This is a genomic window from Candidatus Peregrinibacteria bacterium, from assembly GCA_016220175.1.
Lineage (GTDB): Bacteria > Patescibacteriota > Gracilibacteria > CAIRYL01 > CAIRYL01 > JACRHZ01.
This window is the reverse complement of record JACRHZ010000025.1, coordinates 1-11,349: the sequence shown is the minus strand read 5'-3', so window position 1 is coordinate 11,349 and position 11,349 is coordinate 1. Positions and strand designations below refer to the sequence as shown.

Here is an 11,349-nt window from a genome sequence, read left to right as displayed (position 1 = left end):
TTTATGAATAAAGGCAGTGGAGATTTTCCTGAAATTGCATTTCCTTCCCTTTCTATTGAATACGTCAATGCACCGCCTCCTGATGCGAATGGAGTTAAATTCTCTCGCATCGAATACCAACTTTTTGTAAAAGCTCTTGATCCGGACAATCAGTCAACACTTCCTTCAGGAAATAGCCTTATTTCTGCTACAGCGGAAATTGGAGGACTGAGGCGCAGTATGAATGTCATCCTCAAAAGAAATACCCCTGTCGACTTCCTCTACTATGTCATAAGTTTTTAAAACCGCTTCGTTTTCGAAATTACATTTCTCCAAACATTCGCATCAGGCGGATATGATATAATAGTGAAATTGGGGAATGTTTCAAAAACATATTACAAAATAAAAAAAATATTTTGCAAAACAGAGAGAACTCTGATACAATGCCGACCTCAGCACAAAATTAAGTTTTTATCCTTCATTTCTCGCCCTCAATATTATTATCCTTTCCCGCATGACGCTTTTTTTTCCGCTTGCTTCAAAAATACCATTCTTCGATTTTAAGACAATTAGAATGCACGATGAGCCTCTGAATCATAGGCTTTCTTTCGCCATCCCAACATGGAAAGATGCTCTTGCATTTCGCCAGGAAAAAGCTTCTCAAACATCAGGGTTTTCTGAGCAAGATTTTTCCTCTCCCTTTATAAAAAAACTCTTTGACGAAGCACGTCGCAAATATTCCAAAAAGGGAGAATTTTCCATTGTATTTCCTTCAAAAAATACAGCCGTACGAGCGCTTGAATTCGTTGAGAAAAAGACCGGGAAAAAAGGAACTCTCGATAAATTTGGAAAAAGTGATATTTTTGTGATTTCTCTCCCGAAAGAATTATTCGAAGTTGCAAAAACATACTGGGAACTGAGTGGTGAAGTAATTTCCTCACGAGAAGCAAAAATGATGCTGAAGAGCACATCACAAAACGAAGCAGAAATGAAGAAACGCGGGAGAGCTGCCAAAAGGCTTCTCCGTGAGAGAATCGCTCAAATAGCAGGAGAAAAACCACAAAATGTCGCTTTATTTCCGAGTGAACGCGCTACGATTTCATCAGTTCTCAGATTTCTCCAAATCTCATTTCCAGAACGAAAAAGTGTGCAATTTGGTTTTCCTCACAAGGATGTACTCAAAATCCAACAGTATTTGGGAAATGGCGTACATTTTTTTTCAAAAGGCGATAATTCGGATATGAGACAGCTTGAAGCGCTTCTTGCAAAAGAAAAAATGCTTGGGATTTTTTGTGAACTCCCCGGAAATCCGATGGCTCCGAGTTTTGATTTAAAGAAACTCAAACTTCTTTCTAAAAAATTTACAATCCCTCTCATCTTTGACGATACTATCGGAACTTTTCAGAATGCAAAAGTTCTTGCTCTTGCTGATATTGTTATTTCAAGCCTTTCCAAATTTTTTTCCGGAAAAGAAAATGCTCCCGGTGGTGCACTCATTCTTCACAGTGAAAGCCGCTTCCGAAATGTTTTTGCGCGAGTTTTTAAGAACAACTACGAAGATATTCTTTTTTGGGAGGATGCCGTAACTCTCGAAGAAAACTCTCGTGATTTTTCTGAGCGGATGCAAAAAATAAACAAAAATGCAGAGGCGCTCTATGCATTTCTGCGAAAAAATCCGATGGTGTATAAAGTATTTTCTTCAAAATTTGGACGTTCTTCTTTGTTCCCATTGCCGAAGAATGATATTTTTGGTGGAATTCTTTCCTTTCTTTTGTACGATCCGGAATCTTCCACTCCGAAATTTTATGATGCGTTGCAACTCAAAAAATCCACCAGTTTCGGGAGCACACAAACTACGGCATGTCCTTATACCCAAATATCCCAATTCGACCGATTAAGTCTTGCAAAAGAAAATGGTATTTCTCCTCATCTTATCCAGATTTCCGTCGGAACTGAGGATAGCGATGAACTTATTGCGCGATTTCAAAGTGCTTTTATGAGTTGCACTTCGTGATGCAGAGATTTTCCAGAATTCCCGATGGGAGGTGCGTTTTCCTATCGTGATGTGTTTTTGATGTCCACGTGTAGTCGCATTTCTTGTGAATATCGCAATTATTCTCGCCGCCGGCAGCTCAAAAAGATACGGAAAACAAAAGCTTCTGGAACCGTTCTCAGGAAAACCAGTTCTTTCTTGGAGTCTTAGCGCATTTGAAGCACATCCTAAAATTCACTCTATCATTCTCGTTGTTTCTGAAAAGTATTTTTCGGAGATGTCCCGCATTGCGAGAGAATTCCCAAAAGTTACGCAAATTGTGCTCGGCGGAGAAACGAGATTTCATAGTTCTCAAAAAGGGTTTGAATCGATTCCAAAAAAGAAAAAAAAAGATGTGATTCTTTTTCATAATGCCGCAAATCCACTTGTAACTTCTGAGGAAATTTCCATGGTTATTTCGTCAGCGAAAAAATATCGCTATAGCGGAGTGGGGAGAAAAATATTTTCTGCACTCAGAAGAATTCTCACCGATTCTTCATTTATCGTCCCGAGAAAAGGAATGTATGAAATGGAAACTCCTCAGGCTCTCCAATCAGAAATACTCGAAAAAGGCATAAAAAAATGGCGTGCTCAGAAGAAAAAAGTATTTATTGATGATCTTCAATTTGCAGAACTTCTCGGATATATGCCGCAAATAGTCCCCGCTCATCCGCATAATCGAAAAATTACGGTCCCAGAGGATCTTGAATTTCTGAGCTCTCTTGAGGCGTCAAGACCACATCGAGTGGGAATTGGAGAAGATTCACATCAATTTTCAAAGAAAAAAAATCTCTGCAGACTTGCCGGAATCACGATTCCGCATGCTCACGGATTTGAAGCAAAATCTGATGGCGATATCGCACTTCATGCTCTTTGTAACGCTATTTCTTCTGCTCTTGGAGGAAATTCATTTTCATATGTGGCGGATAAACTCTGTAAAAATAGTATTCGGGATTCTGAAGAATATGTTGCGAAATTCCTGAAAAAATTAGAAAAAAAACATGGCAACATTGAAAATGTCACCCTCGTATTTGAAGGGAAAAAACCGTTGCTCGAAAAGCATTTTCCAAGAATGCGAAAAAAACTTTCCCAAATACTCCACATTGCAGAATCGGCGATAGGACTTTCAGCTCACACCGGAGAAAAATTGACTCCCTTCGGAAAAGGTGTGGGAATGAGGGTTCTTGCTTCGGTACTCATTCGATTATGATTCATAAAATTCACATCTCCGCTCCAGCAAAAATCAATCTCTCTCTCAGAATTGATGATACTGAGCTTCCCCATTCCCTTCGAAATGGCACATCGCTGCACAAACTCGAAGGAGTTTTTCTCAAAATTCCTCTGTATGATGAAATAATAGTATCGAAATCGCCAAAAAAAAAGATCGAAATACGATATTTCGGAAAATTTTCAAAAGGAATTCCAAACAATTCAGAGAGTATCGTTTTTCTGGCGGCAAAAAAATTCTTTCAGAAAATTCGATTTTCAGAGGGGATTTCTATTGCGATTGAAAAAAATATTCCCCCATCCTCCGGACTTGGAGGAGCAAGTTCAGATGCGGCAGCGGTTCTAAAATCACTCATAGAGCTCTTCTCAGAGCAGGCACAAAATATCGAGCAGCATCACTGGCGGGAAATATGTCTCAGCCTCGGAAGTGATGTCCCTTTTTTCTTCTCTCCTTATACAAAAGCGAATGTTTCTGGACACGGAGAAATATGTGAAGAAATTTCTGATGATGATTTTTCAGGGAAATTCATCTCCATTGCGATGCTCCCAAAAATTTTGTGTAACACCAAATGGGCTTATGGAGAACTCGATGCTTATAGATCTCTTCATAAAAACACGGCCGAGGTGATAAATGATTTTGAACTTCCCATTTTCGCACACTTTCCTGATCTCAAAAAATTACGTGATGATTTTATTTCTCTTGATGCGAAAATGAGCGCACTTACCGGTTCTGGATCAGCAATTTTTGCAGTGTTTACCACAAAAGAAAAAGCGCTTCAGGCGAAGAAGGTGCTCGAACCACTCTGCAGTTTTTGGAAAACTGTTGAAATAAAAAAAATGCCTCCTGTACTCTCACATTGAAATTCAGTATGCTCTTCCATGCCTTTCCATTGCTATATGCGAAAAAATAGAATTATGTTTTTGGGGCTTGTTGCCATTTTCTTTATTATTTCTGGATGTGATTTTCCTCGTATTTCGAATAAAAATATTCCTAAAACAGAACCTCTAAAAGTTCCTGAATTTTTTTCCGCAGAAAGTGATGAAATTGAGAAAGATACGAAGACGAATGATACAGACCTCAAAATTGTTCTTCCTCAAGAAGTTCCCGAAATCGAACCGCTCCCCATATCTCCTCCGGAAGAGCTCCCATTAGAAGGGAATATTCCCCCAGTCGAAAATGTTCCAAAGAATTCAAAAGTACAAGAGTCCGAAAAGGACGTTCTTCTCTCAAAACTTTCTGGTCGCATTGAAGTGTTTTCAGATTTTGAATGTCCTTTTTGTAAAATATTTGAAACAAACACTCTTGCCGTCATTCGGAAAAAACATCCACTCGTTCAAATTCGTCTTCGATATTTTCCGCTTGAGATTCATCCACATTCAATTTCCGCAGCAAAATACAGTCTTTGTGCCGGAGAACAAGACAAGTTGGAAGAAATGAACAGTTCTCTTTTTTCTGCACAAAGCCTTTCAGATGAGAATCTTCAAGAAATAGCAAAAAGTATGGAGTTGAACTTGGAAGACTTATCTCTCTGTATTTCAAGCCCAGAAACAGAAAGCCTTATAAAAAATGATGTTGCTGAAGGTGTAGAGCGCGGCGTACGAGTGACTCCAGTTTTTTTTGTAAACGAGAGTATGTACGTTGGAGCTGAACCGATTGAAAATGTAGAAAAATATTTAAGAGACACAGCACAGAACCTCTCTCCTTCTCTTCCTCTCAAGAGATAGTAAGAGAAAGAACGTTCCTTCTCTAAGGAAGCTCTTCTCATCCTAATTCCTCATTCCTCATTCCTCATTCCTAATTCCTGCTATTCTGGTGCCTCGGACAGGATTTGAACCTGTGGCCTTTGCCTTAGAAGGGCACTGCTCTATCCACTGAGCTACCGAGGCATCGGGGGCATTGTATGAAAAAGAAGGGAATCCATCAATGCTTTTCTTTCTCAAAAGAGAAGTTTCTAGGGTTCGAGCAAAAATATATCGGAGAAATATCTCTGAGCAGAAAATTTTTTTCTGAAATTTTTTAATGCATTCAAAAAAAGTTTCTTGCATTATTGTAGGAATTTGAGAAAATACGCACGTATTCTTTTATTTCCATACACTATGAAGAAACTTACTTCTGTGCTCATGATTCTTGCTCTTTCAGTTTCGCTCTACGGATGTTCCTTTTTCTCAAGTCCAGAAAAAAAACCTGATACCAATACCATCAATAAGGAGGACCTCACAAAGAAGAAGGTAATTAAGGAGATAAAAAAAGAAGATGCGTCAGAATTGAAAGAGGAGAAAGTATTAAAGGAAGCCCCAGAGGTAAAGCTGGAGGATTTAAAGAAAGTGAAATAACTCTTCCCCTAAACGAAGTTTTTAAAAGAGGTATTCTTCCTTACGAAGAGTGCCTCTTTTTTCGTTGCCGAACTGAAGCCGCGTAGAAATTTGCAAAAACATATTGAATTTTATATGAAAATGTATTATAATTAAGAAGCTATGGGGGAACCCATGACAAAAAAACAAAAATTCTCTTTTCAAAAAACCGAATTTATATCACTATTTCTCCGTGCAAGCTTTGTCGCGTATTTCTCCCGTTTTTTTTCTTTCATCTTTTTTCCATGAAAAACATATCTCAGAAATTCTCTCTCGTATTTTTTTCTCTTCTTTTCGCCCTTACTCTCGCTGCCATTTCTGGAAGTGCCTTTGCTGTAGAAAAACCGAAGGGTGACTGGCCACAAGAAATCTACGACGCCAAAAATGAATATACAAAGAAAGGGAACAAAGACCCCGGAATCGACGCATTCGCCAATGCATATCTCAAGAAAAAAGCAGAAAAGGAGAAAACAAAGAAAGGGGAAACTCCTTCTACAAAGAAATCAACAGACTCCACGAAGAAATCAACTGATTCTGCAAAGAAACCAGGCGGAAACGCTGGAAAGGCACCGACTTCTGAACCAGGAAGAAAAGGTGATGCAGGAAAATCTACGAAAACAACAAAGAAACAAGAAGTTGTTTATGATGTATATGTAGATGCAAACAAAAATGTCTATCTCGTGGATCCAAAAACGAACAAGGTGTATCAATACGAAACCGTATATAAAGATCCAGAGGGGAATAAATATACCTATGACAAAAAGAAAAATTCTTACGTGAGTCCGGGATACGTGTACGTGGACAAAAACAACAAAGAGTATTCTTACAACAGCAAGAAAAAATCCTTTGCTCCTGTTCCAGAAAAGAAGAAGGAAGATAAAGTTGTTGTTATCTTTGTGGAAGACACGAACCCTACTGAACTCGACCAATATGGATTCAGTACTGAAGAAGTAAACGACTACTTTGATGAAATCGATTCTTATTATTCTACTGCAAACACGGATGGTTTCTACGATTCAAATCTCGACGACTACTATCTCGATGTTGAGGAAGTTGGACTTGATAAGGAATATGCAGATGATCTCTCTCAATTTACAGACGAATTTGAAACAACCTATGGTGCGTCTGATGAGCTTGATCTCTCTTCATTGTCTCTTGGAAAAGATTACTTTGATGATGAATATCAACTTGATGAATATGAAGTAACCGAAGAAGATTATGGATTTGGTGAAGAGTATGGACTCGAAGAAGATTATGGATTAGATGAAGAGTACGATTTTGGTGAAGACTCTGGAGTTAACGGAGAATATGACCTTGGTGAAGATTATGGAGTTGACGGAGAATATGACTTCGGTGAATACGAAGATGATTTCGGTGAGTTTTTTGATGAGAACTATGACTTTGGTACAGAAGATGCCGGAAACTATGATCTCGACACAAAAGATAGTGGAAATACCGATAATTATAATTTTGATACCGGAAATACTGATGACTACAATTTCGATACCGGAAATACTGATGACTACAATTTCGATACCGGAAATACTGATGACTACAATTTCGATACCGGAAATACTGATAACTATAATTTCGATACCGGAAATACGAATAACTATAATTACGATACTGGAGGTTCTACTGGAACACCCACTGCTGATGAGCTCTATAAAAATGCTATAGGCGTCTATAATGATACCCTTGAGCAAGCTAAAACTATGACTCCAGAGGAAATAGAAGCTGCACAGCGAGATAGTGACTTTAGCAAAAGTATTACCGATGGAGTGAGGAATAACTTCCCAAGCGGTAGTGGATTTGGTGGTACTTACCAATGTTCTGACGGGCGCTGGGTAAACGGAGCAAATGAGTGTTGGTAATTTATTGAATTATGGTATTAAAGGGAGCTCCTATTTCTGAGTGGAATAGGAGCTTTTTCTTGGAAAAAACATTTTTTCGAAAATCTCTTTTTTTCTTGAGGAGTATCTGAGAGAATACATGCACTTTTCTTCCTTAGAATTCTCTCTATGAAAAAATATTTTGTAATGCTTGCCCTGAGTGTTGTTTTTTTCGGATGTTCCTTCTTCACAAAAGAAACTCCAAAGTGGAAAGAATATCCGCCTGTTCCTGCGACGAGTTCTGATTTTGAAAAAATTTCTGAACAAATGCAAGGTGAATTTGTTGAATGGGTTTTAAGCTTTGTTCCTGATGTTAATATTCCTGATGTATACACTTCGAATTTTTCCATTTCAGGAAAAGCGAACCTCACCGTTCCGGAAGCTGAGACAGTGGATTTTTCACTCATCTCAAAAGGAAGTTCTGATTTTTCTGAAGAGAATAATCCGAAAGCAGAAAACACAATCACACTTTCAGGAGAGATGAAAGGAGAACAAAATGGAAAAGGAACCGGCGAATTTGTCTTAAAGGTGGCAAATAAACAAATAATTGGATCGTTATCAAAGGCCGAAGCCTTTCTTAATGGAAAACCATTCCCAGTAGAAATGTTTGTCGGACCTTATTTACAAAAATGGTATGGGGCGACTTTTGATGAAATAGATACACTCATGAATCAAATCTCTCCAGAAAATGCATCATTTCGTATTGCAGAGGCTTTTCGTAGGCCTGGAGAGATGTTTCTTGATCTCAAAAAAAGACTGCGAGAAGCTCTGAATGAGGTTCATATCTGGAAACTCAGAAATGTTCTTCCTGAGGAGAATGGAATGCTCCGTTTTGAAGTAGAACTCGACAAAGACGCTCTTCAAAAGGGACTCATTGCCCTCGCGCAGTTTTACTTTACTGGACCGGATGGAAAAGTAAATTCTGAAGCCTTTGAACAGGCAAAAACAAATATTGAGAATGAGCTCAAGAATGGCCAGTATGCGCTTCAGGGAATTCTTTCCGTGAACACTTCTAATATTTGGTTCTTTGAATTTTCGGGAAATCTTGTTGGAGCTGACGGACAAAAGGGTACTGTAAAAGTGGTAAAGAATGCTGAAGAAATACTTGTTTCTATAGACGCCTCGCCAGATTCGGTTCTTTTCAAAAAAAAAGATGGAGCTTACTCTTTCCTCTTAAATGGAGTTAATGTTTTGAGCGGAACTTATGGCGATAATACTCTTACCGGAACTCTGAGAAAGGAACTACTTTTCTCAAGCATGTATTATAATAATGAAGAAGTACCAAAAAATTCGGAATCCGATGTTTCCTTTTCTTTGGAAACAAAAGGGGAAAAGGAGTATTCCGCGTGGGTAAATTTTCCTGATCAATCGCTTGAAATATATGTTAATGATCTCAAATACTCGGAATTGGCAATTCTCATCGATCTTCGCGCAAAATTGGATCAGCAGGATATTTTCTCAGGAGTGGTGGATTATAAGGTAGAAAAAACAGATACAGTCAATATTTCCGTCCCCGAGAAGATCGAGTCATTCCTGAATACATTCCTTTCAGAGCAAGATAGTAGCGTGTCTTCAGACCCATCTCTTCAGAAGGAAAATCCGTCGTCTCCTGATGAAAAAGCTCCGGTTAAAAGCAATGATTCTGACGCTTCGGTTCTTTTTGCAGAGTAGAAATTTACGCAGTATTCATTTTTTCAGCCGCCTCTCGACCTGCGTTTTCGATTTCCTTGAGACGCAAAACGTCGAGTCCATGGAAATCCTGAAGAGATGGTCTGATGATTTTGACGCGCTCATCAATGGGAAATTTTTCCTGATTCTTAAAAAAAATACGAAGAGTTCTTTCGAGGATGAGGTGTATATGTGATAATTTTCTGAAGATTCGTTTTTCCGTGAAATCGAAATCTCGGGAAAAACACGTGGCGACATCTATTCCGATAATATGATCTCCTTCATAATGTTCAATAGCAAGATCGAGCGGAAAATTTTGTGCCACTCCTCCATCGATGAGCCATCTCCCCTGGTGCAGAAAAGGTTCAAAAATAACGGGAAGAGAAATGGAAGCGCGAACAGCTTCTGCAATATTTCCCGAAGTAATTATTACTCTTTCGCCTGTCTGAAAATCAGTAGTTCCTATCATCAATTTTTTGTGTGGATGTAAATCTTCGAAATTTTTATTCTCAAAAAATTTATTGAGCACTTCGAGAATTTTTGTTCCTTGCAAAATTCCGAAACTGCTCCTCGTAAAATCGAGTCCTAAATGAAAAAAACTCTGTTTGTAGAGTTCTTTTGCAATTTGTTCAGCAGTTTTTCCACACGCAAATGCAGCAGCAACAATTGCTCCTGCAGAAACACCGGCAAGAAAATCAAATGTATATTTTTTTTCAAGTACCTGAAGCGCACCAATATGAGCCGCCCCTAAACTTGCTCCTCCTGAAAGTACTAACGCCGACTTTTTCATAAAAAATGAATAATGTACTTGGCATTATCGTCGGAATTACCCGAGCGGAGCTCCTCCTTGAGAAGAATTTGCGTTCGTCGTAAGGCGTTCAAAAATGACCGTGATCATGTTCTTCATAGCTTCCCAGCTGAGATATGGAATTAAATCGAATCCAAAGAGTCTTCCGACAATTTGAACCGCTACCATCGCAAAAATAGTAACGATGAGTCCAATAACAGCATATCGAATTGTCTGGACAGCGCTTTTAATCTTATCTTCCTGCCCAGCAGAAAGAATAAAAGAAATGCCACCAACGAAAATATAAATCACCGAAAGTGCTCCCGCAAGAATGATGGCAAGAGCCACAAACATATTTGCAAGTTCTACGAATCCTACTTCCTCTCCAATAATAGGAATTGTCGAATTTTGGAGTGGCATAGGAGAAAGAAAAAGGGCGAAGATGAAGAGTTCTCTATATCACTTCTTCGCTTTTCGGTGGTTCAAGAATCTTCAGGTTGATTCTTTCATTTTTCTTGGCGCCGATCAAGCGGAGCAAAATTCTGAGCGCCTTTGCTGTTTGTCCTCCCTTTCCAATGAGCTTTCCCATATCGGACTCGGAAACTTGGACTTCTAGAAGTACACCGAGATCATCAACCGTTCTCGTGATGACGAGTTTCGTGGGGTCATCTAAAAGATTTTTGAGAACATACTCGAGAAAACCTTGTTCGATATATTCCGACATATGGGGAAGGAAAGAATATTCTGGAAAAATTTATTCTGCTTTTTTTTCTGTTGATACCTCTGGAACTGTCTCTGCCTTCTCAACCTTTTCATTCGATGAGCCTTCGGAAGAACTTTCTTTTGGAGCAGATTCTTCCTTGGGAGCTTCACTTTCTTTCTTTTCAATTTTTTCTTGCGCCGCTCTTTCTGCTCGAGTTGGTTTCATGACACGTTTCTCAATAAACTTTTCTACAACTGAAATCCCCTGTTTCAGGAGAAGTCTTGCGACAGTCTGGGAAGGATGAGCGCCAAGGGAAACCCAATGTTCTACTTTTTCTTTTTTGACCTCAAGGAGTTTTGGGCGAGAAAGTGGATTACAATGACCCAGGAGCTCTAAATAGCGCCCTTTGATTGGACTTCTGTCTTCCGCAACGACAATGCGATAGAATGGCAGATTCCTTCGTCCGGCCCGTTGTAATCGAATTTTCAGCACTGTAATACCGTAAAAGAATGGAAATAAGCCAGGGAATTCTCGTGGTTTTTCCTCTCAAAGTCAAGGAAAAAGTACGAAGCGTACATTCTAAAATTATAAGCACCACCCTAGAGATAAAATAAGTTTATATTTTATTTCTAGACATGAAACAAGTTCGCAAGCCAATCAGCTTCAAAGAGCGAGAGGAAATAGAGAGGATGTTAGAAAAGAAAAAGTC

Annotated in this window: 12 protein-coding genes and 1 tRNA gene; 8 read left to right on the top strand and 5 right to left on the bottom strand. The window is 38.9% G+C overall.

Annotated elements, in window-relative coordinates; translation table 11 throughout:
• The 5 genes from HZA38_02520 to HZA38_02500 form a co-directional block, all read left to right on the top strand.
• Positions 1-282 (top strand): hypothetical protein (locus tag HZA38_02520; GenBank protein MBI5414366.1); only part of this gene is annotated, 282 nt, incomplete at its 5' end.
• 211 nt (positions 283-493) lie between these two features.
• Positions 494-1,993: a PLP-dependent transferase gene (locus HZA38_02515; protein MBI5414365.1), complete on the top strand. Its 1,500-nt coding sequence runs from the start codon at positions 494-496 to the stop codon at positions 1,991-1,993.
• 85 nt (positions 1,994-2,078) lie between these two features.
• Entirely contained in the window at positions 2,079-3,221 is a 1,143-nt protein-coding gene (gene ispF / locus HZA38_02510; GenBank protein ID MBI5414364.1) for a 2-C-methyl-D-erythritol 2,4-cyclodiphosphate synthase, read from the top strand.
• Complete coding sequence (locus HZA38_02505; GenBank protein MBI5414363.1) at positions 3,218-4,099, top strand: hypothetical protein; 882 nt, start codon at positions 3,218-3,220, stop codon at positions 4,097-4,099. Before ispF ends, HZA38_02505 begins: the two co-directional genes overlap by 4 nt.
• Positions 4,100-4,135: 36 nt before the next feature.
• Positions 4,136-4,963: a thioredoxin domain-containing protein gene (locus HZA38_02500; protein ID MBI5414362.1), complete on the top strand. Its 828-nt coding sequence runs from the start codon at positions 4,136-4,138 to the stop codon at positions 4,961-4,963.
• 86 nt (positions 4,964-5,049) lie between these two features.
• Here the strand turns inward: HZA38_02500 and HZA38_02495 are convergent.
• Positions 5,050-5,125 (bottom strand) — tRNA-Arg (locus HZA38_02495).
• Positions 5,126-5,359: 234 nt separating this feature from the next.
• Here HZA38_02495 and HZA38_02490 point away from each other — a divergent pair.
• The 3 genes from HZA38_02490 (at position 5,360) to HZA38_02480 (ending at position 9,153) form a co-directional block, all read left to right on the top strand.
• A complete protein-coding gene (locus HZA38_02490; GenBank protein ID MBI5414361.1) occupies positions 5,360-5,572 on the top strand; it encodes a hypothetical protein in 213 nt (70 codons plus the stop codon).
• Between the two features lie 263 nt (positions 5,573-5,835).
• Positions 5,836-7,464 carry a hypothetical protein gene (locus tag HZA38_02485; protein ID MBI5414360.1) on the top strand — a complete coding sequence of 543 codons (1,629 nt, stop codon included), beginning with the start codon at positions 5,836-5,838 and terminating at the stop codon, positions 7,462-7,464.
• A gap of 147 nt (positions 7,465-7,611) precedes the next feature.
• Positions 7,612-9,153, top strand: a complete 1,542-nt coding sequence (locus HZA38_02480) for a hypothetical protein (protein ID MBI5414359.1) — start codon at positions 7,612-7,614, stop codon at positions 9,151-9,153.
• A gap of 4 nt (positions 9,154-9,157) precedes the next feature.
• On the opposite strand, the gene HZA38_02475 is transcribed toward HZA38_02480, so the two are convergent.
• The 4 genes from HZA38_02475 to rpsP are packed head-to-tail and all read right to left on the bottom strand — an operon-like array spanning position 9,158 to position 11,132.
• Positions 9,158-9,940 carry a patatin-like phospholipase family protein gene (locus tag HZA38_02475; GenBank protein ID MBI5414358.1) on the bottom strand — a complete coding sequence of 261 codons (783 nt, stop codon included), beginning with the start codon at positions 9,938-9,940 and terminating at the stop codon, positions 9,158-9,160.
• 36 nt (positions 9,941-9,976) lie between these two features.
• Positions 9,977-10,357 carry a hypothetical protein gene (locus HZA38_02470; protein MBI5414357.1) on the bottom strand — a complete coding sequence of 127 codons (381 nt, stop codon included), beginning with the start codon at positions 10,355-10,357 and terminating at the stop codon, positions 9,977-9,979.
• A gap of 34 nt (positions 10,358-10,391) precedes the next feature.
• Entirely contained in the window at positions 10,392-10,661 is a 270-nt protein-coding gene (locus HZA38_02465) for a KH domain-containing protein (GenBank protein ID MBI5414356.1), read from the bottom strand.
• Between the two features lie 30 nt (positions 10,662-10,691).
• Positions 10,692-11,132, bottom strand: a complete 441-nt coding sequence (gene rpsP, locus HZA38_02460; GenBank protein MBI5414355.1) for a 30S ribosomal protein S16 — start codon at positions 11,130-11,132, stop codon at positions 10,692-10,694.
• Positions 11,133-11,349: the final 217 nt, after the last annotated feature.

What these genes read in the sequence shown, in the direction of transcription:
- HZA38_02505 (MBI5414363.1), top strand. Translation starts at nt 3,218, where the DNA reads ATGATTCATAAAATTCACATCTCCGCTCCAGCAAAAATCAATCTCTCT.
- HZA38_02470 (MBI5414357.1), bottom strand. Translation starts at nt 10,357, where the DNA reads ATGCCACTCCAAAATTCGACAATTCCTATTATTGGAGAGGAAGTAGGA.
- HZA38_02485 (MBI5414360.1), top strand. Translation starts at nt 5,836, where the DNA reads ATGAAAAACATATCTCAGAAATTCTCTCTCGTATTTTTTTCTCTTCTT.
- HZA38_02500 (MBI5414362.1), top strand. Translation starts at nt 4,136, where the DNA reads ATGCGAAAAAATAGAATTATGTTTTTGGGGCTTGTTGCCATTTTCTTT.
- HZA38_02490 (MBI5414361.1), top strand. Translation starts at nt 5,360, where the DNA reads ATGATTCTTGCTCTTTCAGTTTCGCTCTACGGATGTTCCTTTTTCTCA.
- HZA38_02465 (MBI5414356.1), bottom strand. Translation starts at nt 10,661, where the DNA reads ATGTCGGAATATATCGAACAAGGTTTTCTCGAGTATGTTCTCAAAAAT.
- HZA38_02515 (MBI5414365.1), top strand. Translation starts at nt 494, where the DNA reads ATGACGCTTTTTTTTCCGCTTGCTTCAAAAATACCATTCTTCGATTTT.
- HZA38_02480 (MBI5414359.1), top strand. Translation starts at nt 7,612, where the DNA reads ATGAAAAAATATTTTGTAATGCTTGCCCTGAGTGTTGTTTTTTTCGGA.
- HZA38_02475 (MBI5414358.1), bottom strand. Translation starts at nt 9,940, where the DNA reads ATGAAAAAGTCGGCGTTAGTACTTTCAGGAGGAGCAAGTTTAGGGGCG.